Annotated in this window: 24 protein-coding genes; 5 read left to right on the top strand and 19 right to left on the bottom strand. The window is 69.5% G+C overall.

Annotated elements, in window-relative coordinates; translation table 11 throughout:
* Nucleotides 1–47: 47 nt before the first annotated feature.
* The gene (locus OG883_RS22710; protein ID WP_266543830.1) at nucleotides 48–485 is read left to right on the top strand and encodes a DUF5990 family protein; all 438 of its coding nucleotides are present in this window, start codon (nucleotides 48–50) and stop codon (nucleotides 483–485) included.
* Between the two features lie 34 nt (nucleotides 486–519).
* Here OG883_RS22710 and OG883_RS22705 read toward each other — a convergent pair whose 3' ends face one another.
* From OG883_RS22705 to OG883_RS22680, 6 genes are all read right to left on the bottom strand, one after another.
* Nucleotides 520–1,173, bottom strand: a complete 654-nt coding sequence (locus tag OG883_RS22705) for a DUF305 domain-containing protein (protein ID WP_266549341.1) — start codon at nucleotides 1,171–1,173, stop codon at nucleotides 520–522.
* Nucleotides 1,174–1,178: 5 nt separating this feature from the next.
* A complete protein-coding gene (locus OG883_RS22700) occupies nucleotides 1,179–1,820 on the bottom strand; it encodes a DUF3105 domain-containing protein (RefSeq protein WP_266543827.1) in 642 nt (213 codons plus the stop codon).
* A gap of 77 nt (nucleotides 1,821–1,897) precedes the next feature.
* Nucleotides 1,898–2,266, bottom strand: coding sequence for a hypothetical protein (locus OG883_RS22695; protein WP_266543824.1), 369 nt, complete (start codon nucleotides 2,264–2,266; stop codon nucleotides 1,898–1,900).
* A 115-nt stretch (nucleotides 2,267–2,381) separates the two neighbouring features.
* A complete protein-coding gene (locus tag OG883_RS22690) occupies nucleotides 2,382–4,631 on the bottom strand; it encodes an MMPL family transporter (protein WP_266543821.1) in 2,250 nt (749 codons plus the stop codon).
* A gap of 233 nt (nucleotides 4,632–4,864) precedes the next feature.
* Nucleotides 4,865–5,119, bottom strand: coding sequence for a hypothetical protein (locus OG883_RS22685; RefSeq protein ID WP_266543819.1), 255 nt, complete (start codon nucleotides 5,117–5,119; stop codon nucleotides 4,865–4,867).
* A complete protein-coding gene (locus tag OG883_RS22680) occupies nucleotides 5,116–5,481 on the bottom strand; it encodes a winged helix-turn-helix domain-containing protein (protein ID WP_266543816.1) in 366 nt (121 codons plus the stop codon). Before OG883_RS22680 ends, OG883_RS22685 begins: the two co-directional genes overlap by 4 nt.
* 223 nt (nucleotides 5,482–5,704) lie before the next feature.
* Here OG883_RS22680 and glnA point away from each other — a divergent pair, with 223 nt between their 5' ends.
* Nucleotides 5,705–7,066: a type I glutamate--ammonia ligase gene (glnA, locus tag OG883_RS22675; protein ID WP_266543814.1), complete on the top strand. Its 1,362-nt coding sequence runs from the start codon at nucleotides 5,705–5,707 to the stop codon at nucleotides 7,064–7,066.
* Between the two features lie 27 nt (nucleotides 7,067–7,093).
* On the opposite strand, the gene OG883_RS22670 is transcribed toward glnA, so the two are convergent.
* The 5 genes from OG883_RS22670 to sigJ all read right to left on the bottom strand — a co-directional run bounded on the left by OG883_RS22670 (nucleotide 7,094) and on the right by sigJ (nucleotide 12,165).
* A complete protein-coding gene (locus OG883_RS22670) occupies nucleotides 7,094–7,267 on the bottom strand; it encodes a hypothetical protein (protein WP_266543811.1) in 174 nt (57 codons plus the stop codon).
* A complete protein-coding gene (locus OG883_RS22665) occupies nucleotides 7,252–7,998 on the bottom strand; it encodes a hypothetical protein (protein WP_266543808.1) in 747 nt (248 codons plus the stop codon). Before OG883_RS22665 ends, OG883_RS22670 begins: the two co-directional genes overlap by 16 nt.
* Nucleotides 7,999–8,560: 562 nt before the next feature.
* On the bottom strand, nucleotides 8,561–10,027 hold the full coding sequence (locus OG883_RS22660; protein WP_266543800.1) for an MFS transporter: 1,467 nt from the start codon (nucleotides 10,025–10,027) through the stop codon (nucleotides 8,561–8,563).
* A 429-nt stretch (nucleotides 10,028–10,456) separates the two neighbouring features.
* On the bottom strand, nucleotides 10,457–11,029 hold the full coding sequence (locus OG883_RS22655) for a hypothetical protein (RefSeq protein WP_266543797.1): 573 nt from the start codon (nucleotides 11,027–11,029) through the stop codon (nucleotides 10,457–10,459).
* A 251-nt stretch (nucleotides 11,030–11,280) separates the two neighbouring features.
* Nucleotides 11,281–12,165, bottom strand: a complete 885-nt coding sequence (gene sigJ / locus OG883_RS22650; protein WP_266543795.1) for an RNA polymerase sigma factor SigJ — start codon at nucleotides 12,163–12,165, stop codon at nucleotides 11,281–11,283.
* A gap of 104 nt (nucleotides 12,166–12,269) precedes the next feature.
* On the opposite strand from sigJ, the gene OG883_RS22645 reads away from it, so the two are divergent.
* Nucleotides 12,270–13,031 (top strand): SDR family oxidoreductase, encoded by a 762-nt coding sequence (locus tag OG883_RS22645; RefSeq protein ID WP_266543791.1) that lies wholly within the window; start codon nucleotides 12,270–12,272, stop codon nucleotides 13,029–13,031.
* 15 nt (nucleotides 13,032–13,046) lie between these two features.
* Here the strand turns inward: OG883_RS22645 and OG883_RS22640 are convergent, their stop codons facing one another.
* The 5 genes from OG883_RS22640 to OG883_RS22620 form a co-directional block, all read right to left on the bottom strand.
* Nucleotides 13,047–13,367 (bottom strand): hypothetical protein, encoded by a 321-nt coding sequence (locus OG883_RS22640; protein ID WP_266543780.1) that lies wholly within the window; start codon nucleotides 13,365–13,367, stop codon nucleotides 13,047–13,049.
* Nucleotides 13,364–14,755, bottom strand: a complete 1,392-nt coding sequence (locus OG883_RS22635; RefSeq protein ID WP_266543776.1) for a hypothetical protein — start codon at nucleotides 14,753–14,755, stop codon at nucleotides 13,364–13,366. Before OG883_RS22635 ends, OG883_RS22640 begins: the two co-directional genes overlap by 4 nt.
* A complete protein-coding gene (locus OG883_RS22630) occupies nucleotides 14,752–15,219 on the bottom strand; it encodes a hypothetical protein (protein ID WP_266543774.1) in 468 nt (155 codons plus the stop codon). The genes OG883_RS22635 and OG883_RS22630 overlap by 4 nt, the downstream gene beginning before the upstream one ends.
* Before the next feature lie 104 nt (nucleotides 15,220–15,323).
* On the bottom strand, nucleotides 15,324–16,469 hold the full coding sequence (locus tag OG883_RS22625; RefSeq protein ID WP_266543772.1) for a radical SAM protein: 1,146 nt from the start codon (nucleotides 16,467–16,469) through the stop codon (nucleotides 15,324–15,326).
* A gap of 57 nt (nucleotides 16,470–16,526) precedes the next feature.
* Complete coding sequence (locus OG883_RS22620; RefSeq protein WP_266543770.1) at nucleotides 16,527–18,671, bottom strand: tetratricopeptide repeat protein; 2,145 nt, start codon at nucleotides 18,669–18,671, stop codon at nucleotides 16,527–16,529.
* Between the two features lie 212 nt (nucleotides 18,672–18,883).
* Between OG883_RS22620 and OG883_RS22615 the strand changes: the two genes are divergently transcribed.
* The gene (locus OG883_RS22615; RefSeq protein WP_266543768.1) at nucleotides 18,884–19,279 is read left to right on the top strand and encodes a GNAT family N-acetyltransferase; all 396 of its coding nucleotides are present in this window, start codon (nucleotides 18,884–18,886) and stop codon (nucleotides 19,277–19,279) included.
* Between the two features lie 25 nt (nucleotides 19,280–19,304).
* On the opposite strand, the gene OG883_RS22610 is transcribed toward OG883_RS22615, so the two are convergent.
* From OG883_RS22610 to OG883_RS22600, 3 genes are all read right to left on the bottom strand, one after another.
* Nucleotides 19,305–19,736 (bottom strand): VOC family protein, encoded by a 432-nt coding sequence (locus tag OG883_RS22610; protein ID WP_266543766.1) that lies wholly within the window; start codon nucleotides 19,734–19,736, stop codon nucleotides 19,305–19,307.
* Between the two features lie 14 nt (nucleotides 19,737–19,750).
* Nucleotides 19,751–20,323 (bottom strand): pyridoxamine 5'-phosphate oxidase family protein, encoded by a 573-nt coding sequence (locus OG883_RS22605; RefSeq protein WP_266543763.1) that lies wholly within the window; start codon nucleotides 20,321–20,323, stop codon nucleotides 19,751–19,753.
* Between the two features lie 72 nt (nucleotides 20,324–20,395).
* Nucleotides 20,396–22,525, bottom strand: coding sequence for a PIG-L family deacetylase (locus OG883_RS22600; protein WP_266543760.1), 2,130 nt, complete (start codon nucleotides 22,523–22,525; stop codon nucleotides 20,396–20,398).
* A 320-nt stretch (nucleotides 22,526–22,845) separates the two neighbouring features.
* Here OG883_RS22600 and OG883_RS22595 point away from each other — a divergent pair, with 320 nt between their 5' ends.
* On the top strand, nucleotides 22,846–25,881 hold the full coding sequence (locus OG883_RS22595; protein ID WP_266543757.1) for a bifunctional [glutamine synthetase] adenylyltransferase/[glutamine synthetase]-adenylyl-L-tyrosine phosphorylase: 3,036 nt from the start codon (nucleotides 22,846–22,848) through the stop codon (nucleotides 25,879–25,881).
* Nucleotides 25,882–25,962: the final 81 nt, after the last annotated feature.

The raw sequence follows: 25,962 nt of genomic DNA, 5'->3' as shown, positions 1-25,962 counted from the left end.
AACGGATGAGCGGTGAACGGGTGGCAAGGTAAGGGGAGTTCTGAGGCATGGCACGGCTGAACCTGCGCATCACCGGCCGCGAGCTGCCGGGCAGCGCCTGCGGCGAGTACAAGGACATCCACGTCGGCACGCAGCGCGGCAGGGAGCCCGACCAGCTGGTGCCCGCCGACGCGGCCGAGGCGGTCTTCGAGATCCCCGTCGAGACCGTCACCGCGCCCGACGGTACGGCCGACTTCCGCGGTCCGTACGTCCAGGGACGCCGTGGCGAGCGCTTCATCTACCTGACCTGGGGCGAAATGCCGCCGGGCGGTGAGTTCGCGATGTTCCGCCGGGCCAAGTTCTTCCTCGCGGACCTGCCGGAAGAGGCCCTCGCGGGCGGCTCGGCCGAGACCGGGCTCGGGCTGACCGACGGCCGGGGCATGCCGCTCTGCGCCGCCGTCCGTCCGCCCCGGATCACCTGGCGGTTCTCCGGGGCGGACGGCTGACAGGGCGTGGCGGGCCGGGCCACGGCCCGGCGGGTCAGGCGAGGGCTTCCGCGCCCCGCTTGTGCAGCAGATCGAGCATCAGCTCGACCTCCGAGCGCTGGGCGTCCACCATGCCCTGGGCCAGATCCCGCTCCGTACCGACGCCGCAGAGCTGCACACAGCCCTCGGCCATCGCGACGCCGCCGTTGTGGTGGGCGATCATCAGCTGGAGATAGAGGATCTCGGCCTGCTTGTCACTGGCCTTGCGCAGCCGCTCCAGGCTCGCCGTGGTCGCCATGCCCGGCATCAGCGAGCCGTCCTCGACCTGATGGCCGCCGCCGTGTCCGCCGTGCCCGCCGTCCCTGTTCATCCAGGCCATCGGCTCACTGCCGGCGGAGACCTTCGGCAGCCCCCACAGGTCCAGCCAGCCCAGCATCATCCCGCGCTGGTTGGCCTGCGTGTTGGCGATGTCGTACGCGAGGCGGCGCACCTCTTCGTCCTGCGTACGGTCCCGGACGGTGAAGGACATCTCCACCGCCTGCTGGTGATGGACCGACATGTCGCGCGCGAAGCCCGCATCCGCCGAATCGACCGACGGTGTACGGGACGTGGGGGCGTCGTTGCTCCCGGCGGAGGCCACCGTGGCCGCCCCCGCGAACAGCAGCGCGAGCACGACCGCGGTGATCGCCGCCCAGTGCGTACGGGTCATACCGGTCACTTGGCGCTCAGTCCGCCCGCACACGCCGCGCCCGGCTCGGGCGTCTGCGCGCCCTGCACGTACTTGGTGAAGAACTGCTTCACGCGCGGGTCGTCGGCGCCGTCGACGGTGACCTGCTTGCCCCAGGCGCTCAGCATGATCGCCCCCTTCTGGTCCTTGACCGGACTCATCAGGGAGTACGAGGTCTTCTTGACCAGTGCACCGAGCTTGGCCACATCGGCCGCCGGAGCCTTGTCGTTGTACGTCACCCAGACCGCGCCGTGCTCCAGCGAGTGGACGGCGTTCACCTCGGGGATCTCTTCCGTGTAGACGTCGCGGTCGCAGTTCATCCACGCCTGGTGGTGGTCACCGCCGACCGGCGGCTTCATCGGGTACTTGACCTGCTTGTCGACATGGTTGCGGCCCAGCTTCTTGGCGTCCCAGGACTTCTCGTCGGTGATGGGAGCCTTGGCCTCCTGGACCCGCTGCTCCTTCTTCTCCGACTCCTTGTTGAGGACGAAGACGCCGAAGCCGACGAGTCCGGCAACGACGACACCGCTGACGGTGATCGTGATGATGCGGTTGCGGCGCTCGCGGGCATGCTCGGCGCGGCGCAGCTGCTCTATTCGGGCCCGGCGGTCGTTGTTGTGGGAAGCCATGGTGGTTGTCGTCCTTCGTGAGTCTGCGAAAGTCTGCGGAAGTCTGCGGAAAGCGAATGAGGTGGGCGCGGGCCCTGTTACGTCCGCAGCACTTGAAGGACGTGAAGGTCCGGGGCGCGCGGGAGCGCTCCGGAGCGGTGCAGCCGGCCGGTGGCGGGCGGCGGGGCGAAATGCGGGGGCTGTACGCCGGCCAGGGGCGGGGCGTCCACCGGTGGCGCGGTGAGCACGGCCGGAGTCAGCGCAGGAAGGAGCCCGCAGTCTCCTCTGTCGTACGGACAGCTGTACGCGGTCGTGACGTCTGTGCCGGTGAGGTCGGTGTGGGGGGTGTGGTGGGGTCCCGTCGGACTCAGACAGAGGAAGAGCGCGCCGAGGAGCGTCGCCATGGCACTCACCAGTGCCATGGGACGCGCGGTGCGCGCGAGGCGGTTGAACCGTGAACCCCCCATGGCCGCAGATGGTAGTAGGCGCGGGGGCGGCATGCTTCATACGGGGCGATAATCCGGCCGCAGGGCCCCGCCGCGATGACGATGACGGCAGGGCCCTGCGGGACGGTCGTACGGATCAGACGCGCTCGGGCGCCGGTTCCTGCTCGGAGGGCGACGGAGCCGTGCCCCGCTGCGGCGCGCCTGCCGTGCCTGCGTCTTCCGTGCCCGCCGAGCCCGCCGAGCCCACCGAGCCCACCGAGCCCGCCGTGCCTGCCGTGCCTGCGTCTTCCGTGCCCGCCCGGAAGAGCCGTCCCGGCCACCAGAACCAGCGGCCCAGATCGAGGGCGAGGGCCGGCACCAGGACCGTACGCACCAGGAACGTGTCCAGCAGGACGCCGATGCCGACGAGCACCCCCATCTGCGCCATGGTCACCAGTGGCAGCCCGGCGAAGACCGCGAACGTCGCGGCGAGCACGATGCCCGCGCTGGTGATGACGCCGCCGGTGGTCGTCAGGCCCTCCAGCACACCGCGTGCGTGGCCCAGCCGGACGGCCTCCTCCCTGACCCGGTGCATCAGGAAGATGTTGTAGTCGATGCCGAGGGCGACCAGGAAGACGAAGCCCATCAGCGGGATCGACCAGTCGACTCCGGCATGGCCGAGGACGTGCTCGAACAGGAGGTTCGAGGCGCCGAGCGCAGCGAAGTACGAGAGCACGACCGTGGCCAGCAGCAGCACCGGGGCGACGATCGCCCGCAGCAGCCAGATCAGCACCAGCAGGACCACGAGCAGGACGACCGGGATGACGGTCCTCAGATCGCGGTCGGCGGCCCGCTGGGTGTCGAGAGTCTGTGCGGTGGTGCCGCCCACCAGGGCGTCCGCGCCCTCGACCGTACGGACCGCGTCGCGCAGCCGGTCGACGGTGTCCTTGGCGGCCCGGCTGTCCGGGGCGTCCTTCAGTACGACGGAGAGCGTGGCCAGCCGCCCGTCCCGGGTGCGTTCGCCGTCCTCGACCCGGGCGACACCGGGCACACCGGACACGGCGGCTTCGACCTCGGTGGTCCGGTCGGCACGGGTGACGATCTTCGCGGGGTCGGAGGCGCCCGACGGATAGTGCGCCGAGATCCGCTCCTGGGCGCGCACCGACTCGGGCTTGTCCTGGAACATCTCCGACTGCTGCAGGCCCATGTTGATGCCGATCGCGCTGAGCGCGAGTACGCCGGTGACGGCGACGGACATCATCCAGGACCAGCGCGGCCGCCGGGCGACGGCCGATCCGATCCGGGCCCACACAGTGGTGGTCCTGGGCAGCGGGCCCGTGGAGTCAGCCGCCGATGTCACCGTGAAACGCGGCACGAAGGGCCAGAAGACCCAGCGGCCCGCGATGACGAGCAGCGCCGGCAGGATCGTGATCATCGCGAGGAAACCGCAGATCACACCGACCGCGCCCACCAGGCCCATGGAGCGCGAGGAGTTGATGTCGGCGAGGGAGAGGCAGGCGAGGCCGACGGCGATGGTGCCGGCCGAGGCGAGGATCGCCGGTCCCGAGCGGCGCAGCGCGAGCTTCATCGCCGTGTGCCGGTCCTCGTGGCGGTGCAGCTCCTCGCGGTAGCGGGCGATGAGCAGCAGGGCGTAGTCCGTTCCGACACCGAAGACGAGCACCATCAGGATGCCCGCGCTCTGCGGGTCGACGGGCAGGCCGGCGTGCTTGGCCAGCAGATACGTGCCGACCTGGGTGAGGACCGCGGCGAAGCCGACGGACAGCAGCGGGAACAGCCACAGGATCGGGCTGCGGTAGGTGATCAGCAGCAGTACGGCCACCACCAGTCCGGTGGCGATCATGAGGGTGGAGTCGAGGGTGCTGAAGACGGCGATCTGGTCGACCAGCGACCCGGCGGGGCCGCCGACCTCGATGTCCAGTCCGGGCGGGGCGTGGGCGCCCGCGATGTCCCGGATCTCCCCGACTCTGTCGCTGATCCCCTCCTCGGAGGAGAGCGGGACGACGAGCATCAGGGCCTTGCCGTCCTCGGACGGGACGGCCGGCGCGATCCGCCGGCCCTCGGCGGCGTGCGGAGCAAAGGCCGTCCGGTCCGCCGCGGCCTTGGCCCGTGCGTCCTGGCCGACCGCACGGTCACTGCTGTAGACGATGACGACCGGCATCAGAGCGTCCGCGTCCGTGCCCGTACGGAACTTCTCCAGCTCCGTGTTGACCTGCGCGGATTCGGCGGCGCGCGGCAGAAAGGCGTTCGGTCCTGACTCCTCGACCTCGCCGAGCTTCCCGGCGAGCGGGCCGAGCGCGGCGGCGAGGATCAGCCAGCCGACGAGGACGAACCATTTGGTGCGACTGCCGCCGGGCGCACTGGCCAGGCGCTTGAGCAGCGCTTTCATGAGTAATCTCCTGTGTGTGGAGTTCGGGGCGCACGGGACCCGCACCACGGCGTGATGGTTTGCCGACCTGCCGTGGCGTACGGGTGGTGGTGCCTGGATGAGATCTCCATGCGTACGGTCGGGAGTTACCGCTCCCGGCCGTACCGCTTGTGCGTGCGGGCCGACCGCCTGTGCGTGCGGTGGCGCCGGTTGTGCGCGCGGGGGGTGCCGGCGGATGGGTGCCGGCGGTGGCGCTAGTCGATCTCGCGCATCATCTTCTCCATCGAGGTGAGGGAGGTGCGGGTCTGTGTCAGCTCCTCGAGGGTGCGCCGGTGCAGCTCGACGTTGTCCTCCAGCAACTGCGCGTACTTCGCGGAGAGTTGCCGGTACTGCTCCTCGCGGGCGGCGAGCATGCGGGCCCGCCAGGTCGCGGCGATCTGCCAGACGATCACGATGAGGAGGAGAAAGAACCCGCCGGCTCCGACCGCTCCCACCCATTCCGCGTTCATTGAGACGTCTCCTTCATCGTGTCTTTCTCTTTCTCTTTCGCGTCCCCGCTGAGCGTCCGAGCCGCTGCCGCGACGACCTCGGGAGTCAGCGCGAAGCAGAAGGGCGTGAGCTCGAAGTACTTCATCGCCTTGCCGCCCTGCGACAGCTCCAGCTTCCCGGCGACCAGCCCGGCCGCCTCCAGTCGCTGCAGATGCATATGCAGCAGCGGGCGGCCGATGCCGAGGTCGCGGGCGAGCTTGCTGACGTAGTTGCGGCCCTCGAGCAGTGCCTCGACGATCCGCATCCGGTGCGGATTGCCGAGGGCCGTGAGGACCTTCAGCAACTCGTCGCCCGTCGGCTCCGAGGCTGGGACCTCGCCCATCGCGGCCCCCTTCCGTCGTATCTGTCAGTTCAGGCTGACGCACCCCTCGATATGTGTCAAAGAATCCTGACACATGTCGGGGTGGATTGAGGGGGACTCAGGGTCGTCTCGGGGTAGCCCCTGACCCACAATGGGCTCAGCGGCGGTTTCGCAACGCGCCTGAAACTCTGTGGTGGGATGCTCGTGTGGAGCAGGCGGCTTGACCAGCAAGGATTGGGTGGAAATGGATAAGCAGCAGGAATTCGTGCTCCGCACGCTCGAGGAGCGCGACATCCGCTTCGTGCGCCTGTGGTTCACCGATGTGCTCGGCTTCCTGAAGTCGGTCGCGGTGGCTCCCGCCGAGCTCGAGCAGGCCTTCGACGAGGGCATCGGCTTCGACGGGTCCGCGATCGAGGGCTTCGCGCGGGTCTACGAGTCCGACATGATCGCCAAGCCGGACCCGAGTACCTTCCAGATCCTGCCCTGGCGTGCCGAGGCCCCCGGCACGGCGCGGATGTTCTGCGACATCCTGATGCCCGACGGCTCCCCGTCCTTCGCGGACCCGCGCTATGTGCTGAAGCGGATCCTCGCCAAGACCTCTGACCTGGGCTTCACCTTCTACACGCACCCGGAGATCGAGTTCTTCCTGCTGAAGAACAAGCCGCTCGACGGCACCCGGCCGACCCCGGCCGACAACTCCGGCTACTTCGACCACACCCCGCAGAACGTCGGCATGGACTTCCGCCGCCAGGCGATCACGATGCTCGAATCCATGGGCATCTCGGTGGAGTTCAGCCACCACGAGGGCGCGCCGGGCCAGCAGGAGATCGACCTGCGGTACGCGGACGCGCTCTCCACCGCCGACAACATCATGACCTTCCGCCTGGTCATGAAGCAGGTCGCGCTGGAACAGGGCGTCCAGGCCACGTTCATGCCGAAGCCGTTCAGCGAGTTCCCCGGCTCCGGTATGCACACCCACCTCTCGCTCTTCGAGGGCGACCGGAACGCCTTCTACGAGTCGGGCGCCGAGTACCAGCTCTCCAAGGTCGGCCGCTCCTTCATCGCGGGCCTGCTCACGCACGCGGCGGAGATCTCGGCCGTCACCAACCAGTGGGTCAACTCCTACAAGCGCATCTGGGGCGGCTCGGCCCGCAGCGCGGGCGCGGGCGGCGAAGCCCCTTCGTACATCTGCTGGGGCCACAACAACCGCTCCGCGCTCATCCGCGTCCCGATGTACAAGCCGGGCAAGACCGGCTCGGCCCGCGTCGAGGTCCGCTCCATCGACTCCGGCGCCAACCCCTACCTCACGTACGCCGTGCTGCTGGCGGCGGGCCTCAAGGGCATCGAGGAGGGCTACGAACTCCCGGCCGGCGCGGACGACGACGTGTGGGCACTCTCGGACGCCGAGCGCCGCGCGATGGGCATCGAGCCGCTGCCGCAGAACCTGGGCGAGGCGATCTCGCTGATGGAGCGCAGTGAGCTGGTGGCCGAGACGCTGGGCGAGCATGTCTTCGACTTCTTCCTGCGCAACAAGAAGCAGGAGTGGGAGGAGTACCGCAGCGAGGTCACGGCCTTCGAGCTGCGGAAGAACCTGCCGGTGCTGTAAGCACAGGTCAGAGCCCTACCGCGCGCTTCACCCTTCCGGGCCGAAGGGGTCACTGCCCGTCGGCCCGGAGTGCTGCGGGGTCGGCTCCCGCAGTGGGCCGCCCGGGGGGCGCGGCGCGGCGACGGCGCGTCGGGTGATGACCTCCCTCTTGTCCGCCGCAGCCTGACCGCGGTAGGCGGGCAGGTTCAAGGCTTCGCGCACGTGAGCTGCACCTGCTCGCTCCGGGCGCTCAGGTTCTGCGACGGGACGTGCAGGGTCGTGAACACGCTCAGTGAATTGGTTGGGTTCCCGGCCCGCGGCACCTCGACCACCCTGAGGATGGAGTGGCTCTGCGTGGTGCCGAGGGTGAACGTGACTTTGCCCGCGTCGACGGGGTCGGCGCTGGACGCGAACGTCCAGTGGTAGTCGACGTCTCCCTTCCCCACGCCGGTGATCTTGCCGTCGAATTCCACCTTGTTCGGCTTGGTGCAGTCGACCACGGTGCCCGGCTTGGTGAGGGTGATGACCTCGACCTTGGTGACCTTCACCTTCTGCTTGCCGCCGCCCGGCTTCTCCCGGGGCGGTGTGACGCACCCGATGCGCTTGCCCTGCTTCGCTCCGCTCTCCTTGTAGCTGACGCTGTACTTGCCGTAGCGGACGTCCTTCTCGTCGGACTTGCCCTGGTCGTCCACCCGGGCCTGGAAGTTCGTCCGCGGCCCTTCGATCTTGACCGACTGGCGCGGCGCGAACCCGCTCAGCAGGAGGTCGTACGTGGTGTCCCCGTCCGGCTCGCCGGACTCGCTCGGAACCAGCTCGCAGAAGAGGGCGGGGCGGGCCGCCGACGCAGCGCCCGCCCCCGCCGATGCGACCGGGGCCGCGAGGGCGGGGGTGAGGGCGACCGAGGAGGCGAAGAGCGGGGCGGCGAGGAGCATGAGACTGCGATGCCAGTTCATCGTGCTGCCCTCCATGAAAGGAAGCCCCCGATGTCGATTTCAGGATATCGGTGGGGCAGCGGCGGGGCAGGCCGAGCGGATCCGCCCCGACCGGTCGCCGGGCTTGGATCCTCTGGCTGGTGACGGCGGTGGGCTGGCAGCCGAGCTTGTCCTCCGGCGCCGTCGGATGAGGTTTTGAGCCGGGCCGTCGCTGGACCGTCGGAGGGTGGCCGGCGGTCACCGGCAACGGCCAATGACGGCCGTTTGGATGCCCGTTGGGGCGGGGTGGAGGGTGACCTGCCTGATGGGCCGAGGGGGGGCATGACTTCCTGCGCAACCAGCAGCGGGAGTGGGAGGAGTACCGCAACGAGGTCACGGCTTTCGAGCTGCGGAAGAACCTGCCGCTGCTGGAGGCGCCGGTGAATGGCGTCCGGGCCGGTGGCTGTCCGCCGCCGGCCCGGAGCCGTCTCATTCGCCCGGGCCGTCTGCGCGCCGTCCGGCGCACCGGGCCTGCGGCCTGCGGCCTGCGCGCGAGAGCCTCGCTGCGAGCCGCCTTTCTCGTCCAGGCAGGTTCTGGCTGCCGTCAGCAGCGACGGGTCTGGTACGGCACGGGGGCGGGTTGTTCCCCTTCGGGCGGTGTCGGGCACCGGTGCAGGGCGACGAGGAAGGTCAGCACGATTCCGCCCGCCACGACGAAGAGCGTGGTGCTGATCCCGTCGGCGGTGGCGACGCGAAGCTGTTCACCGGAGAGGCCGTCGAGGCCGGCAGTCGCTACGAGGACGAGGAGGGCGAGGCCGACAGCCGCGCCCGCGCCCGAGCCGGTGGAGGCAATGCCGGAGGCGGTGCCTTGTTGCCGGTCGGAGACTCCGGTGGCGGCGGCGATGAACATGGTGGTGAAGACCACCCCGTCGCCGATGCTGAGCGCCACGAGGCCGGGGACGAGCTCGATGTATGTGCCGTCCGGCGAGATCGTGAGGCCGAGTGCGACCGCACCGAGCGCACCGACGGCGAGGGCCGCTGCCAGCGTGCGCCTGAGACCGAACCGCGTCACGAGCTGACCCGCGGTCGTCGAACCGGCCACCACCACTGCCGTGGGGATGAGGAAGCCGACGCCGGTCTGCAAAGCGTCGTAGCCCAGAATTTCCTGGAAGTAGAGGGACAGGAAGTAGAGCACGGAGCCGAAGGTCGCCATGAACATGAACGCGATGACGACGCCCGTGATCAGGTTGGGGTTGGAGAGCAGCCCGGGTGGCATGAGTGGGTCGTCGCTGCGCCGCTCGATGATGACGAAAGCTCCGAGCAGCAGCAGGCCCGCCGCCGCGCTCACCAGGATGCCCGGCGAAAGCCAGCCCAGTCCGGGGCCTTGCACGAGGGCGAACACGATGAGCGTGACACCGAGAGTGACGCTGAGCGCACCGGGCAGGTCGAACGTGCGGCCTTTTTCGCGTTCACGGTCCCGGGGGATCAATACGAACGCGAGCAGCAGCGCAGGGCAGGCCAGGGCCACGTTGACGAGGAAGACCGCTTCCCAGCCGAACGCCTGCGTCAGAAGACCGCCGAGCAGCACACCGATGACGAGTCCCGCCGCGCCCGACCCTCCCCAGACTCCCAATGCGCGGTTGCGGGCGCGGCCTTCGGCGAAGGTGGTGTTGATGAGTGCCAGCGTGGTGGGGAAGACGAGGGCTCCGCCGAGACCTTGGAATGCGCGGGCGGCGAGGAGCGTTCCGGGGCCGGTCGCGAGTCCTCCCACGAGCGCTGCCCCGGCATAGAGCGCGAGGCCGGTGGCCAGGATGCGGCGTCGTCCGAGAAGGTCGGCGGCACGCCCGCCGAACAGCAGGAAGCCGGCCGAGACCACTGCATAGGCGCTGATGACCGACTGGAGCGTCTGCGCGGAATAGCCGAGGTCGCGTGCGATGTCGGGGAGTGCCACGACCACGATGTACTGGTCGAGCGAAACGATCAGCATGGCGAAGGACAGGAGCGCCAGCGTCGCCGTCTCACGGTTCCAGCCGAGGCTGCCGGGCGCAGATGATGTCTCTCTGGGGCGCACGGCAGCACTCCTGATGATCGGTCACGTCTGGACTTACGGCCTGCCGGGAAAGTCCGTCCGATGCGGGCGGGCGTGTGTGCCTCGCCGAGAAGGACGGTTGCCACGACCCTATACAGCTCGCCCTGACCCATGCCGTCAGCGACCCACGCTCGTCGGACGGCGCTCGCGCGCCCCGGTCTTCCAGGCCATCTCACTGGGCGAGTCCTCGGGTAGCGGGGGGCGGGAGGAGTACCGCGGCGAGGTCACGGCTTTCGAGCTGCGGAAGAACCTGCCGCTGCTGGAGGCGCCGGTGAATGGCGTCCGGGCCGGTGGCTGTCCGCCGCCGGCCCGGAGCCGTCTTACGGGAGTGCTGCCCCGGAGTGCCCCGGGACTGCTGCCCGGCAAGTGCTACGCGGGAAGTGCTACGCGGGAAGTGCTACGCGGGAAGTGCTAGCACGGGACGACGTACCAGACCGGGGCCCAGTTGTAGTTGCCGTTGTTGGCGTACGCGCCGGGCGTCGTGTAGATGGTGTTCCGGTAACGGTCCAGGAACCTGGCCCTGGTGCCCGGGGTCTGGTTGTTGCTCCAGGATCCGGGGCCGTTCCAGTTCGACAGGGCGTAGGTCTGGCACTGCCAGAGGTTGTACTGCGTACCGGTGAAGCCGGTGCCGGTCCACATACAGAAGTTCTCGTACGGACAGGCGGCCCTGGTGCCCGCCGCGCTGGTCAGGTCGCGGGCGTAGCGCTCTCCGGGCAGGGAGACGACGATCTCGCCCTTGCCCGCCAGTTCGATCTTGTTGGCGGCGACCTGCTTGCCGCCCTGGGTGGCGAGGTAGCCGTCGACCTTCGACTGCAGTTGCTTCGCCTCGGTGCTGGTCAGTCCCGCCTGCTTCGCCTGGGCGGCGAAGCTCTGGTGGCCGTTGTCGGCCGTCGCGGCGGAGGCCGTGCCGGTGAGTCCGATTACCGCTGCGGCGATGAGTGCCATGACCGCGAACAGGGACGCGGTCAGCTTGTGTAACGCCATGCGTGTCTCCCCCAACTGGTCGAGCTGATACCCGCGCTCTTGCGGCGGGCATGCCAACGAGTCTCTCGGGGGCCGTGAGCGCGGGGCAAGCGCTTCCTGTGGAGATGTCCATAAGACGCCACTGATCCCTGTTGATCACCCAACGGCCCGGTTTCGGACCCGAGAGCTGGTGCCGAGGTGGCCGCCGTCGGCGATGGTGGGGGCGCGGCCGACGGCGGCCTTCGTGCCGGATTCGGTCCAGGGGGCTGATGTCAGTGGTCGAGGACCGTGAGGTCGAGCTTGTGCAGCCGTTCGGGATCAGCCAGCACGTCGATGGCGAGGATCTTCCCGTCTGCGACGGTGAAGCCCATGACGGACAACGGTCGTCCGTCGGCGGCGACCACGACTCCGGCGGCTCCGTTGATCAGTGCCGGCCGTGCGAACGGGGAGAGCTGTCCGAAGGTGATCGCCTGCCCGGCCACGGTCCGTGCGCCGGAGATCACCACCGTCTGGCGCGGGCGCGCGAGCCCACCGTCGGACCGCAGCACGACGTCGGGGTCCAGCACAGCGACGAGCCCGTCGAAGTCGCCGTCGCGAGCGGCGGCGAAGAAGGCGTCGACGACCTCACGCTGGCGCGTGAGATCAGGTTCGGGAGCCGGAGCCTGTCCCTGCACGCGGCGGCGTGCGCGGCTCGCGAGTTGCCTCGTCGCAGCCGGGGACCGCTCGATCATCGGGGCGATCTCGTCGAAGGGCACGGCGAACATGTCGTGCAGCACGAAGGCAAGCCGCTCGGCCGGCGAAAGCGTCTCGAGCACCACCAGCAGCGCCAGCCCGACCGAGTCGGCCAGCAGCATTTCCTGCTCGGGGTCGGCCCCGGACTCGGGGCTGATGATCGGGTCGGGCACATACACCTCGAGAGGCTCCTCGCGCCGATGCTCGCGCGAGCGCAGCATGTTCAGGCACACGCGCGCCACCACTGTTGTCAGCCATCCACCGAGGTTCTCCACGCCGGCGGTGTCGGCGCGACTGAGTCGTATCCAGGCGTCCTGAACGGCGTCATCGGCCTCACTCACCGAGCCGAGCATCCGGTACGCCACCGCTCGCAGATGGGGTCGATGTTCCTCGAACCGCTCTGCCAGTCCTGCGCGTTCGTCCACCGTGTCACATTCCTTCGTCGCCGGGGGTCATAGCAGTAGATCCACAAACCCCGCTGAAGGTACCGGGAGGCCGACTCCCGGACCGTACGAGTTTCGGAGTAGCCATGACGTCTCCCATCCTGGTCACCGGCGGCACGGGCACGCTGGGGGGACACATCGTCCCCCTGCTGCGGGCGGCCGGCCGCGACGTGCGGGTCCTCAGCCGGCACAGCCGTGAGTCCGCGGACGGCATCGAGTACGTGGCCGGTGACTTGCTCAAGGGCGAGGGGATCGAGGCCGCGGTGGACGGGGTCGACATCGTCTTGCACCTCGCGGGTGGCCCCAAGGGCGATGACGAGGCGACCCGGAACCTGGTGCGGGCCGCGTCGCGAGCAGGGGTGCGGCACCTGGTGTACATCTCGGCCATCGGGGCGGACACCGTCCCCCTCGGCTGGTTCACGTCCAAGCTCGGCGCCGAGCGGGCCATCGCCGACTCCGGCCTGCCCTGGACCACACTGCGCGCCGCCCAGTTCCATGACCTGGCCCTGAACGTGGTGCAGACGATGGCGAAGCTGCCGGTGATACCGGTCCCCGGTGGACTCCGGTTCCAGCCCGTCGATGCGCGTGAGGTGGCGGCCCGGCTCGTGGAACTGACGCTCGGCGAGCCGGCCGGCCTGGTGCCCGACCTTGCCGGGCCGAAGGTGTACGGGATGGCCGATCTGAGCCGCGCATACCTGAAGGTGCGCGGCAAGCGCCGGCTGATGATGCCGGTCCGCATGCCCGGAAAGGCCGGCCGTGCGTACCGGGCAGGCGAGAACCTGTCCTTCGAGGGGACCGCTGTGGGCAAGCGGACCTGGGAGGACTTTCTGGCCGAGCGGGTGAGCTGAGCGCTCACGAGCTCGTCAGGGGACGAAGATCCAGCGGAGCGTGGCAACCGCAGCCAGGATCAGGGGCGGGGCGAGCCACCATCGGCCCATCGCGAGCCTCACGGACGACGGGACGACCGTGATGAGCAGCGCGACGGTGCTGACGGCGATGGCGAGGAGGCACGAGGAGATGATTCCGGCGTAGGCGCCATCGTCCCAGGGTCCCGTGGGGCGGATGGTCAGCGCGGTGTAGCAGAGGCCGGCCGCGAGCACGTAGAGGATCACGAGAGGGATGCCCACGACCCAGCGCAGGCAGCCACGGTCGTCGGTCTGCTCGGTTTCGGAGTGGTCGATCATCCCAGCGCATCCCTTGCGTGCGGGAGGTGACCGCCGAACCTCTCGCCGTATCGCTGGGCGTCCGGCCCTGCCCAGTACGGTCCACCGTTGTAACGGGCCGCCAGTTCCTTGTACTGATCGGGTGTCATCTGTTCCGCCGGAACCTTCGCGAACTCACTCTCGGCCTTCAGCTGCGCCAAGTACTCGGAGGCGATGAAGATGTTCTGCGCCGGGTCCTGAAGGGATTCCTCCACGACCGACCGTTGCGCCGTGGTGAGATTCTCCGGATCGTAGCCGAGAACTTCGGCACCGCGCCGTATCTGAATCGCGATCGGGCCGAAGGACGTTTCGTCGGGCTTTCCGCCGAGACGCGAGGGGAGGTTCTCCGGCGCGATGGGACTCAGCCCCCATGGGGCATCGGCCTGCTCGCGGATCGTGTCGACGATGTCGTCCGAGTATCCGGGCTGGCCGGCGATCTCCGACCAGGCTATCCCCGCGACCATGTCCGCGGGCAGGCCCGAGTTCTTCGCCGCGGCCTGGATGATCTCCTTGTTCGCCGCGATCCACTCCGCCCGCTCCTGGTCCGACGACGGCGGATCCCAGTAGTTGTCCTTCGCCGCCGGAAGGCCGGCCACCTGCATCCGGATGTTGCGGAGCGCAGGCGAAACGGCGGTGTCCCCGACGCGGGCGTCGAAGTCCTGCTTCGGGCCGCTGCCGGGCAGCCGAGTGAGCGGGTTGCCCCGAGCCTCTGTGGCCTCTCGCTGCATGGCGGCGATGGCCTCGTGGATGTCGACGCGCTCGATGAATCCCAGGCGGAACTCGGGCAGCAGGTCGTAGGCCTCCTTGAGGCCGCGGACGCAGGTGTCGCGCGCTTCCTTCTCCGTGGTTTTGGCCAGGTGGAAGTCGCTGCCGGCATCGTCGTGCAGCCGGTTCGCCTCCTCCTTGATGTCGTCGATGTCCATCGTGGATTCTGCGAGCCAGTCGAGGACTCCCGTGGTTCCTCTCATGTCCTCCCACTGACGCATGGGTTCCGCGTCCTGCGCCTCGCGGGTGATCGCGGTGCCCTTGGTGGCGATCAGGGTGGCCAGCGACCTCTCGGACGTCTTTCCGTCGGAGTAGTGACGTTTGGCGGTCACGAGTGCGTAGGAGTAACTGCGCAGTGCACTACTGGCCTTGTTGTAACCCTCGGCGAGATTCACCAGAAGATCGTGGGCCTCGCCGACTCGGGCTTCGTAGTGCTTACTTCCCTCGCTGTGCCATTCCGTACGCGTCTCCGCCCGTTTGGCGGGCTGCTCGACCTCCACCAGCATGTCGCGGATCCGCTTGAACTCATCCGCGTTCCGTTCGACGAGCGCAGGATTGCAGTCCTCGAGGAACTCGACGTCCTTCCGGTGGCTCAGCTCGCTCACTTCTTCGCCTCCGGAGCGACGTACTCGCCGTACTGAAGAACGCTTTCCAGGAACCTCCGTGCGTTGGCGTCATCGACCGTCACGACGTCGTTTCCCGCGGACTTGAGGTTCGTGGCAAGGGCCGCGAAGAAGGCAACCGTGTCGAGGAACTGGTCATCGGCGAAGCGAGCGAAACGATCGACCTGTGCGGCGACATCAGCGTGCGCTCTGGGTTTCCTGGCCATGGTGCACAAGTCGCCGTCCGGCCTGCCCTCGTGGAGAAATCCCGCGATCTCGATCAGCAGGTGCGAACTTCCGTTGATGGATGTGGCGTTGGCGTGAAGTGTCCCGTTCGCTCCCGGCGCGCCGCCTGCAGGGCCCGATCCGCCACCTGGGTCGGCCGGTACCTGATTGAGCTGCATGCTTGTGGACTGCTGAGCCTGGGCGTTGACCTTGAGCTGAGCCCACTCGGCCTCGAACGACACACTTCCCCCTTCGTGCGTGACCGGCCCCCTGCCACCTGGCCGCCAGGGAATGCCAACTCCTCGTCAGTGAGGTCATGTCGACGCACCGCAACCCGGTTCACGATTCAAACGGCCTTCGATACTACTGGAGCCGCGCGACAGGTGCAGTTGTCGATCGACGCGAGCGCCCTGTCGTACTGGCCCGCCGCCAGCTCATCGAGGAGGGCACGCAGCCTCGAGTCCCCGCATTCGAGCACGTTGAGCAGGCCGGTCTCCGACTGGTTGCAGAACTTGATCTCCCCCTGGGGCGACAGCACCAGACGGCTCACCCGGCTCACCCCGCCCTGAGCGGGAGCCATCGGCGCGTCGGAAGCGGCGTGTTCCTCCGGAGAGCCCACCGTGATCTCCAGCCGGTCGCCGAAGGTGTCCCTGATGTCTCGTACGATGTCGCCGAAGCGCCCTGCGGGCAGCGCCAACCTGCGATCGTGCGCAAGCCCCTGCCCGGTGCTGTGGAAGCAGTTGAGTACGAGCCGGGGGATGCCGAGCAGCAGCGCGATCTCCGCCACCCGGGGTACATGGGTCCCGTTGGTGCCGGTCACCACGGCACTCATGGTCGTCTGGTAGCCCGTCTCCTGAGCCAGCGCCAGACAGCGGACCGCCGCGTGCCAGGAGCGGCCGTTCGCCAGGTGGTCGTGCGTCAGCGGACTGTGGGAGTGCACGGGGACACTGAGCCGGCCCACTCCCGAGCTCTTGAGCGCCTCCAGCCTCGTGCGCGTGCCGCTGCGCCCGTTGGTCGTGATGCCGATGGAGGGGATGGCGGGGGAGATCCGCGACACCAGCGACGGCAGATCCGGATACATCAGCGGCTCGCCGCCGGAGACGGTGAGATGGCTGACGCTCACCGTGTCGCAGATGATGCCGAGCACCTCCACTGTGCGCTGCAGCGGGAGGGTGCGGGCCGCACCATCAGCGGGAGTGGACCTCCCGCGCCAGGGATTGTAGCAGAACAGGCAGTCGAGATTGCACTCTTCGACCAGCTCCAGCCAGATCTCGAAGCCGGTGTCCGCGGCTTCGGGCCGGCTGCAGGCTGCGGGGCAGTTGTCCATCCCGCCGCCGGGCAGTGACAAGGAGGCCGGGGGCAGTCGGCTCCGCCACCGGTCGAGCTGCCCGGCCGCCTCGTCGGCCGGCAGTCGAGCGCCCGTCACCTCCTCCGGCCTGAGAAGCGCCGCGACGGCGTGGCTTACCTGCTCGGCACGGAGTACAGGTTTCACTTCCTGCTCCTGTCTCACCCCCGCGAGGGAGGTGGCGGCGTGGCATCCGGAGAATGATCAGGCTGTGCCGTTGTCGAGCTTGTGCTGTACCTCCCGCGCCTCCGGAGCCTCCAGAGTGCTCAGGATCTCGAAGGCGCAGTGCCATTGCTCTCGTGCGCTCGGTTCGTCGCCCAGTTGCCGATGGACATCGCCGAGCGCGCTGCGGGTGAGCGCCTCGCCGTGGCGGTCCTTGGCCCTGGTGCGCAGGGCGAGGGCCTGCTCGTAGTACTCGATGGACTCCGGCAGCGCCCCGAGAGCGCACGTGGTCCGCCCCAGGCTGTGCAGCGAGAACGCCTCGCCCTGCAGGTCGCTGAGCCGGCGGCAGATCTCGAGCGCCTGCTGGGCGTGCTCGATCGCCGCGCCGAAGTCCTCCACGTCGTGCAGGGTGATGGCCATCGAGTTGAGGGCGACGGCCTGGCCCCGCAGTCCCTGTGCATCACGCCGGAAGGCGGACAGGGCCAGGGTGAACTGCTCGAGCGCGCTGGGGAAGTCACGCTCGTCGGTGGCGACGACCGCAAGGTTCTGGCGCGCGTACCCGGTGCCCACGGGGCTGTCCGCCTGATCGAACAACTCGACGGCGCGCAGGTGGCACGACTTCGCCTCCTCGAAACGGCGCAGATTACGCAGAGCGGTCCCGCGACTGGTCAGCAGCCATGCCTCGGCGTCGGCGTCCTGTCCGGCGTGGGCCGCCTCGGTGCCGATCTCCGTGCAGGCGATCCAGTCGGCCCAGTACTTGGAGGTGTTGAAGTACCCCCACATGAAGATCGCGATGTCGGCGGCCGCGGTGAACCGGCCGGCGTCCTTGGCCTTGCGGACCACTTCGAGGAGGTTCGCCCGCTCGGTCTCGAACCAGCCGAGGGCGTCGTCGAAGGACACGAACGAGCGCCGGGGCTGATCCGTGTCGTCCGTGGGCTGCCGTGCGGTGAAGCCGGGGGAGATGAACCGGTCCGCCGCCGCGGCCGAAGCGGTGTACCAGTTGATCATCTTGAACAGGGTCTGCTGCCGCATTTCCACAGGATCCTCGATCCCCGCCTGGTCGACGGCGTAGGCGCGCAAGAGGTCATGGAAGGAGTAGCGATGACGTCCAGCCTCTTCGATCATGTGCAGATTGGCGAGCGCGGTCAGTGCGAGCCGCGCCTCGCGCCGGCTGCTTCCGGTCACGGCTGCCACGCAGTCGAGATCCATGTCCCGGCCGGGCATCAGCCCGAGCGTGCGGAAGATCCGGGCTTCCGACTCCGCGAGGCGGAAGTAGGACCAGGAGAAGACGGCGCGTACGGCGGTCGACTCGTCGTCCTCGGTGGCCAGTGCGTCCAGCCGCTCCCCCTGTGCCGACAGCTCCTCCACGGCGTGGATCAGCAGCATGTGCCGATCCCGGGAGATCCGCTCGGCGCTGACACGCAGGGCGAGCGGGAGATACGCACACAGCCTCGCGATTTCCGCTGCCGCCTCGGGTTCGTGCTGGACCCGCTCGCCGCCGATGATTCTCGAGAGCAGGGCGAATGCCTCGCTCGGGCTCAGAGTGTCCAGAGTCATGCGCTGTGCTCCCTCGCGCACCACTAATCCCGACAGCCTGCTTCTGCTGGTGATCAGGGTGAGGTTCTCGGCCACTCCGAGCAGGGGGCGTACCGCTTCGGCCGAATCGGCATTGTCGATCAGTACCAGGCAGCGCCGATGTGCCATGAGCGTTCTGTAGAGGCCGATCTGATGGTCGAGAGTGGTGGGCAGTTCGTGTGCCGAGACGCCCAGGGCGCGGAGAAACGATTCGAGGACTTCACCGGCCCTCGCCGGGCTCACGGAGTCGTATCCGTGCATGTCGGCGTAGAGCACGCCGTCGGCAAATCCGCCCTTGTACGTGCACGCCCACCAGATGGCGAGGGCCGTCTTGCCGATTCCCGGTGATCCGCAGATGACGAGAATGCGGGAGGCGGCGGAGCCGGGAGCCGTATCCTTGGCGAACTCGTTCAACTCCCGTAATTCACTCGCTCTGTTGACGAAGCGGGATACGGTCATGGGGACCTGACGGGGGCGGGGCAGGGCGAAGCCGCCGGTCCCCTGCATATGGACACCGCCCATGACGGTGCCTGCCTGGATGACGGTCGACGCGTTGCCTGCGAGGGCGTTGGTGGCAGGCGATGGCGTACCGCCGGAGGCGCCCCCGGTCACTTCCCACCCTGGGCAGGCATCGGCACGTTGATGGCGTCCACGCCGCTGACAAGGGCGCTCAAGATCGAGGATATTGACAGCGGATCCATAGGCCCCCGCCCGTCCAGAACGTCTGCCATAGTTCATGCTAGGGCAGGCCGAGTCGGCGGCCAAGGCTTTCGACCGGCTGCCCCACCAGCAGGAAAAAGATCCCGGGGGACGAGGGGTACCGCGTGGACACGGTGACGTACGCGGAACGCACACCGACCGTTGAGGAATTCCGCGGAATCAGGGCAGCGGTCGGCTGGGACACCGCTGAAGAGCCATACGTTGCCGCGGCACTTGGTGCCACCCGCTATGCCGTCTGCGCCGATATCGGAATGCGAGCGGTGGGGATGGGGCGGATCATCGGTGACGGTCTCTATTTCTATGTTCAGGACGTCGTCGTACTGCCCGCGTACCAGTCCCGGGGTATCGGCACCGAAGTGGTCGACCGGCTCAGCCTGTGGCTGGAGCGGAATGCCTCGCCCGAGTGCTACGTCGCGCTCACCACCGAACCGGAGAACGCAGCGTTCTACCGGCGTTTCTCCTTCCGGCCGCAGACGTCCCTGGTGCTTCGGCGCACCTGAACTCCCGTGCGGGAGAACTCGGTGCTCAGCGTTGGGAGAGCGGTGCCGGTGCCTCCTGGACCACCCAGCCGTTGCCGTCGGGATCGTTGAAGTACATGAACGCGTTCCAGGTCTCCCCGCGCCCGTCCTCCCACCCTGTCGCGCCGAGATGCTGGACCTTGCTGATGTTCAGGCCGCGGGCGGTGAGGGCGGCGTGGGCCGCTTCGATGTCCGTCACGCACAGCTGGAGGCCCTGGGTCGAGCCGGGCTCCGGTTCCTTCTGGCCGGGCGCGGGAGGCAGACCGCTGCCGAAGGCGATCGAGCAGCGGGAGCCGGGCGGGGTCAGCTGGATGATGCGGGCCGTATCCGTGATCTGTGTGTCGGTGTCGACCTTGAAGCCGCACGTTTCCTCGTAGAACTTCTTTGCCCGGTCCAGGTCCGTGACCGGGAGGAAGACGACTTCGAGCGTCATTTCCATCGATGGTGTTCCCTTCACTGGGTGAACTGCCAGCGGGTCTGGCCGTACGGATCCTTGGCGAAGCCGAACGCCGTGCGCGGGGCCACCCGGAAAACCAGTGCCTCGCCGCCGTCGCCCACGAAGACCCCGTCGCGGACGTCGAAGGTCCACTCCGGACCGTACTTTTCGACGTACGCGCCGGCGAGGGCGCGCAGCCGCGTCCCGTCCGTCACTCGTACGGCCTCGCCCTCGAGCACCAGGTCGCAGCCTTCGGTCAGGCTGTCGGCGCCGGTGGTGAGGATCACCTCCTGATTGTCGCGGAGGTTCTTGGCCTTGCGCTCGTCGGCGCCGGTGCAGAAGTGCAGCCCGCCGTCCTGCCAGACGGCGATCAGCGGGGTGACGTGCGGACGCCCCTCGGGTCGTACGGTCGACAGCCAGAAGACCTTCGCGGCCTCCAGGCGGGTGACCGCCTCGGACCAGCCGACTGCTTCGGCCTTCGCATCGCTGTACCGGGCGTCGAGCTCGGCCGACGGTTTGAGCTGTGGTTTGTTCTGTGGGTTGTGCTGTGGTTTGTTCTGTGGGGTGTTCTGCGATGTGTTCTGCGGCATGGCGCGGTCCTCTCGCATTCGGGGCCACCGAATGTGTTGACCGCGCCGGGCGCCGGTACTCATCGGTCGGGATCAGCCCACCGGATGCCAGGCGGTGACGGAACCGCGGCCGTCCGGCTGCGCCCAGTACAGGCGGCCGTCCAGGCCCACGGCGGCCAGCCCGGTGCTCGACGCGGAGATCTGCCCGGCGCCCGCCCCGGTCCGTACGCCCGCGGGCGCACCGGCGAACAGCGAACCGCCCGCCCGCCAGGTGACCGGCCCGGGCGTCTGCGCCGACCTGCCCGCGCTTCCGGGCGCGCCCGGAGCGACCACCGCCGTGCCCGGCATGCCGGTACGGGAGCGGGCGGCGAGCAGCGAGTTGTCCGGGCCCGAGGCGCTGACCGGGCCGAAGCCGGCCGGGCCGCCCAGCTCCCGGAGGGGGGAGGCGTGCCCATCGGTGAACAGGACCGTGCGGACCGCGCCCGAGTCGGGCTTGCGGAACCAGAGCCGTATTCCGTCGCCGTCCGTGCCCGCGCTCAGGGCGAGCGTGGTCGGCGGCAGCCCCGTGTCGGCCGGGCCGCTCAGCGGCGCGCCCGGCGTCGGCTGGTGCCAGGTGAGCACCGATCGCGGCGTACCGGCGAACACCTGCCGGCGGCCCGTCGCGTCCGACGCGACGACCGGGTCGCCGTGCAGATCACGGCCGCCCAGCGCCCTCCACCGGCCCCAGGAGCCGTCCGACCGCTGGGCGATGGCGCTGAGCGAGTGGCGGCCGTTGCGCAGATAGACCGTCATCCGGCCGGCGCTGTCCGCGGCCACTGCCGGAGCGCTGATGTCGGAGGACGCGGAGGCGTCACCGCGCTCGGGGGTGCCCAGCGAGCGCCACGGCCCGAACAGGCCGTCGGGCGTGCGCTGCACCGCGGTGACGACGTCCCTGCGGTAGCCGTCGGGGCCGCGGCCGATGGTCGTACGGGTGGCGAACACGGCGATCCGCCCGTCGGGCAGCCTCACCGAGCTGACCCCGCTGTCGATCCCGGTGCCGGCCAGCAGTGTCGGACCGCTCCACTCGCCCTTCGCCCCGGCCTCCCGGTGCCAGACGGCGAGCCGGTTGTCGAGCACCGAGAACGCCCAGAGCCCGCCGTCCCTGTCCGGCTGGAGCCAGGACGTGGACTCGCCGCGGGTGTAGCGGATGGACTGTGCCCAGCCGTGCCCGGCGGGGCGGGCGGCCACCTTGCGGTCGCCGCAGCCGGCCTTGTCGCCGCAGTAGTTGTCGTTGTCCAGCCAGGCGTACGTCTTCAGGGTGCGCAGCTTGGCCTCGGCGCCGGCCGGGTCGAGGGTGTGCGGCAGTCCGCCGGTGACGTAGCCCATGTAGTTCTGGACGCTGAACCTCGGGCGGCCGGGCGACTGGGCGTACTGCGCGAGCGCGGCCTGTGCGAACCGGGCCCCGTACGTGTGGTCCTGGTGGTCCGAGGGCTTGCCCGTCCTGGCATTGCGGCCCGGCGTCGGGTCGAGCGTCCGGACGTGGGTGGGGCCGAACCGCTCCAGCAGCCCGGCGATCGTGTCGACGACCTGCCCCTTGGTGTACGTGAAGTCCTCTTCGACCGGCGTACTGGAGGCGAGCTGCGAGCCGAGGCGTTCCACCCGGCCGTCCCACAGGCCGTGCAGGCTGTCCGGCCGGTCGCCGACTATGGAGCCCGCCTCGTGCAGTTGCACCCACACCAGATTCACCTCGGGCCGGGCCCTGAGGGTGTCCAGCTCGGCGCTGCCGCCGCCGGCGGTGGGGATCGTGGTGCGCTGCCAGGGGCTGGTGCGGGAGCCGGTGGCCATCTCCGCGTAGGCGGCGCGGATGCCGTTCTGGCGGGCCTCCGCATAGCGGGCCCGGTTCGCGGCGGGCCGCTTCCGGGGAGCCAGCGGGCCCTTGCTCGCGGCGTTGACGCCGTCGGACTCGCCCGCCGTGAGGTACACCGAGGTGATGCTGCGACCGGAGCCGACCGAGTGGCTGGTGTCCGGGTTCATGAAGAAAAGGTCGTCGTCCGGGTGGGACAGGATCTGCATCACGGACGCGCCCGTGGGGCGGGCCGGCTGGATCGGCGCCTCCTGGGCGTCGGAGCTGGCCCTCTCGGTACCGGCCAGGTAGGCGAAGCCCACGAGCGGGGCCAGGATCAGGGTCGCCGTCAGGCCACGACGGGACAGCAGGGCAGGGCGGCGGGACCCGGACGACAGCATGCTGGAGTGCCTTCGGATATTCAGGGGTTAAAGGTTCTGACCAGCATTGATCGGTGTTGATCACTGCGATCGTCCGTGAAGACGGAAATATCGAGCATGCGGTTCATTGGCGCCAAAGGTCGAACAACATGGCGAATGTCACGTCATCCACGGCCCGTTCCGCGGCACCCTGCCGGAACAGAGCCGGAACAGAGCTGGAGGGGTGCCGGGAACCGCGGCGGATCACAGGGGTCTCGCACGGGCACCTGCGGCTAGGCTCGGGCACGGACCTTGATCAGAACCTTGCGCACACAGCACAGGGCACGGACGGGAGTCGACGGATGACGGCGGTGCCGGGGCGCAGGAGCAGTACCTTCACCCGTCTGCTGCGGCACGGCTTCACCGATCCTTCCGCCGCCGAACGGCTCCTCCACCTCCCCGACATGTCGCCCGCGCGCAGCGACCCCGTACTCCTCGACGCGCTCGGCGCCACCGCCGACCCCGACCTCGCGCTGCGCGGTCTCGTGCGACTGGTGGAGGCGCAGAACCCGGACGCGCGCCAGAGTCTCCTCGCCACCCTCATCAGCTCCAAGCCGCTGCGCGACCGGCTGCTCGGGGTGCTCGGCGCCTCCGAGGCGCTCGGTGACCATCTGGCCCGCCATCCGGACGACTGGCAGGAGCTCATCACCTACGAGGCGGTCGATCTGCACCCGGGCGTCGAGGAGTTCGAGCGCGGTCTCGCCGAGGCCACCGACCCCGTCTCGCTGCGGGTCGCCTACCGCCGCTGTCTGCTGTCCATTGCGGCCCGAGACGTGTGCGGCACCATCGATGTCGCCCAGACCGCCGCCGAACTCGCCGACCTGGCCACCGCGACCCTGCGCGCCGCGCTCGCCATCGCACGTGGCGCCGCGCCCGAGGACGCGGCGGCCTGCCGCCTCGCGGTCATCGCGATGGGCAAGTGCGGCGGTCATGAACTGAACTACGTCTCCGACGTGGACGTGATCTTCGTGGGTGAGGCGTCCGAGGGCGCCATCGGCGCCGCCGGTTCCGGTTCCGGTTCGGGCTCCGGCGGAGCCGACGAGGCCAAGGCCCTGCAGGCCGCGACCCGGCTGGCCTCCCATCTGATGCGGATCTGCTCCGATGCGACGGTCGAGGGCACCATCTGGCCGGTCGACGCCAATCTGCGTCCCGAGGGCAGAAACGGCCCGCTCGTGCGGACCCTGTCCAGCCATCTCGCCTACTACCAGCGCTGGGCCAAGACCTGGGAGTTCCAGGCCCTCCTCAAGGCCCGGCCGGTCGCCGGGGACCCCGCACTCGGCGAGGCGTACGTCGAGGCCGTCTCGCCCCTGGTGTGGCAGGCCGCCGAGCGGGAGAACTTCGTCCCGGACGTGCAGAAGATGCGTCGCCGTGTTGTCGACAACATCCCGGTCGCCGAGGTGGAGCGCGAGCTCAAACTCGGCCCCGGCGGGCTGCGGGACGTCGAGTTCGCCGTACAGCTGCTGCAGCTGGTGCACGGGCGCAGCGACGCGTCCCTGCACAGCGGCACCACCCTGGAGGCTCTCAAGGCGCTCGCGGCCGGCGGCTATGTGGGGCGGGCGGACGCGGCCCAGCTGGACGAGGCGTACCGCTTCCTGCGCGCCATGGAGCACCGCATCCAGCTGTACCGGCTGCGGCGTACGCATCTGGTGCCGGAGGAGGAGGCCGATCTGCGCCGCCTCGGCCGTTCGCTCGGACTGCGTACGGACCCGGTCGCCGAGCTCAACAAGGAGTGGAAGCGGCACGCATCGGTCGTACGCAGGCTGCACGAGAAGCTCTTCTACCGGCCGCTGCTCGACGCCGTTGCCCAGCTCACCCCCGGCGAGACCCGGCTCAGCCCCAAGGCGGCCGGCCAGCGGCTGGAGGCGCTGGGCTACGCGGACCCCACCGCCGCGCTCCGGCATCTGGAGGCGCTCGCCTCCGGGGTGTCCCGCAAGGCCGCGATCCAGCGCACCCTGCTGCCCGTACTGCTCGGCTGGTTCGCGGACTCCGCCGACCCGGACGCGGGCCTGCTCGGCTTCCGCAAGGTCTCCGACGCACTCGGCAAGACCCCCTGGTATCTGCGGCTGCTGCGGGACGAGGGCGCTGCCGCCGAGAATCTGGCCCGGGTGCTGTCGGCCGGCCGGCTCGCCCCCGACCTGCTGCTGCGTGCCCCCGAGGCGGTGGCCATCCTCGGCGACCCGGAGGGCCTGAAGCCGCGCGGCCGGGATCATCTGGAGCAGGAGGTGCTCGCCGCCGTGGGGCGCGCGGACACCGCCGAGGCCGCGGTCGCCGCGGCCCGTGGAGTACGCCGCCGGGAGCTGTTCCGTACCGCCGCCGCGGACCTCATCGGCTCGTACGGCACCGAGGACAGCCCGGCCGAGGCGGACCCCGGCGCGCTGGTGGACCGGGTCGGCAACGCGCTCACCGACCTCAACGCCGCCACGCTCACGGGCGCGCTCAGGGCGGCCGTGCGGGAGCAGTGGGGAGACACCCTGCCGACCCGGTTCGCGGTCATCGGTATGGGCCGCTTCGGCGGGCGCGAGCTCAGCTACGGCTCCGACGCGGATGTGCTCTTCGTCCATGAGCCGCGCGAGGGCGTGGACGACCAGGAGGCGGCGCGCGCGGCGAACACGGTCGTCACGGAGATGCGCAGGCTCCTCCAACTGCCCACCACGGACCCGCCATTGCTGATCGACGCGGATCTGCGCCCGGAAGGCAAGAGCGGACCCATGGTCCGCAGCCTCGCCTCCTACGAGGCGTACTACCGCCGCTGGTCACTGGTCTGGGAGAGCCAGGCGCTGCTGCGTGCGGAGCCGATGGCGGGCGACCCGCACCTGGCCGGCCGCTTCATCGATCTGGTCGACCCGCTGCGCTATCCGGCCGAGGGCCTGGGCGACGACGCCGTACGCGAGATCCGCCGGCTCAAGGCCCGGATGGAGACCGAGCGGCTGCCTCGGGGTGCGGACCCCACGCTCCACACCAAGCTGGGCCGCGGCGGACTCAGCGATGTCGAGTGGACGGTCCAGCTGTTCCAGATGCGGCACGGCTGGGCGGAACCCGGCCTGCGCACGACCCGTACGCGCGAGGCCCTGGCCGCCGCGCACGCGGCGCAGCTGATCACCACGGAGGACGCCCAGATCCTGGACGAGGCGTGGGTGCTGGCGACCCGGGTGCGCAACGGAGTGATGCTGGTGCGCGGCCGTCCGGGGGACACCTTCCCCTCGGACAGCCGCGAACTGGGGGCAGTGGGACGGTACTTGGGGTACGGCCCCGGACGCGTCGGTGACATGCTCGACGACTACCGGCGCATCACGCGCAGGGCGCGGGCGGTCGTGGAGGAGCTGTTCTACGGCGCGTAGGGACTGGACCGACCGGCGCGCGCCCATCTGAGGGACCTCGAAAGCGACGCGCCGGAGCTGCTCGCCTCCGGCGTGACCGTG

Origin of the sequence: Streptomyces sp. NBC_01142 (genome assembly GCF_026341125.1) — a bacterium.
GTDB lineage: Bacteria > Actinomycetota > Actinomycetes > Streptomycetales > Streptomycetaceae > Streptomyces.
Note: the sequence above shows the minus strand (reverse complement) of the source record. Positions and strands in the feature narration are given on the sequence as shown.

Bases quoted from the DNA above. Each gene is read 5' to 3' on its own strand.
- OG883_RS22710 (WP_266543830.1), top strand. From the start codon at position 48: ATGGCACGGCTGAACCTGCGCATCACCGGCCGCGAGCTGCCGGGCAGC.
- OG883_RS22705 (WP_266549341.1), bottom strand. From the start codon at position 1,173: ATGACCCGTACGCACTGGGCGGCGATCACCGCGGTCGTGCTCGCGCTG.
- OG883_RS22700 (WP_266543827.1), bottom strand. From the start codon at position 1,820: ATGGCTTCCCACAACAACGACCGCCGGGCCCGAATAGAGCAGCTGCGC.
- OG883_RS22695 (WP_266543824.1), bottom strand. From the start codon at position 2,266: ATGGGGGGTTCACGGTTCAACCGCCTCGCGCGCACCGCGCGTCCCATG.
- OG883_RS22690 (WP_266543821.1), bottom strand. From the start codon at position 4,631: ATGAAAGCGCTGCTCAAGCGCCTGGCCAGTGCGCCCGGCGGCAGTCGC.
- OG883_RS22685 (WP_266543819.1), bottom strand. From the start codon at position 5,119: ATGAACGCGGAATGGGTGGGAGCGGTCGGAGCCGGCGGGTTCTTTCTC.
- OG883_RS22680 (WP_266543816.1), bottom strand. From the start codon at position 5,481: ATGGGCGAGGTCCCAGCCTCGGAGCCGACGGGCGACGAGTTGCTGAAG.
- glnA (WP_266543814.1), top strand. From the start codon at position 5,705: ATGGATAAGCAGCAGGAATTCGTGCTCCGCACGCTCGAGGAGCGCGAC.
- OG883_RS22665 (WP_266543808.1), bottom strand. From the start codon at position 7,998: ATGAACTGGCATCGCAGTCTCATGCTCCTCGCCGCCCCGCTCTTCGCC.
- OG883_RS22655 (WP_266543797.1), bottom strand. From the start codon at position 11,029: ATGGCGTTACACAAGCTGACCGCGTCCCTGTTCGCGGTCATGGCACTC.
- OG883_RS22645 (WP_266543791.1), top strand. From the start codon at position 12,270: ATGACGTCTCCCATCCTGGTCACCGGCGGCACGGGCACGCTGGGGGGA.
- OG883_RS22640 (WP_266543780.1), bottom strand. From the start codon at position 13,367: ATGATCGACCACTCCGAAACCGAGCAGACCGACGACCGTGGCTGCCTG.
- OG883_RS22610 (WP_266543766.1), bottom strand. From the start codon at position 19,736: ATGGAAATGACGCTCGAAGTCGTCTTCCTCCCGGTCACGGACCTGGAC.
- OG883_RS22605 (WP_266543763.1), bottom strand. From the start codon at position 20,323: ATGCCGCAGAACACATCGCAGAACACCCCACAGAACAAACCACAGCAC.
- OG883_RS22600 (WP_266543760.1), bottom strand. From the start codon at position 22,525: ATGCTGTCGTCCGGGTCCCGCCGCCCTGCCCTGCTGTCCCGTCGTGGC.
- OG883_RS22595 (WP_266543757.1), top strand. From the start codon at position 22,846: ATGACGGCGGTGCCGGGGCGCAGGAGCAGTACCTTCACCCGTCTGCTG.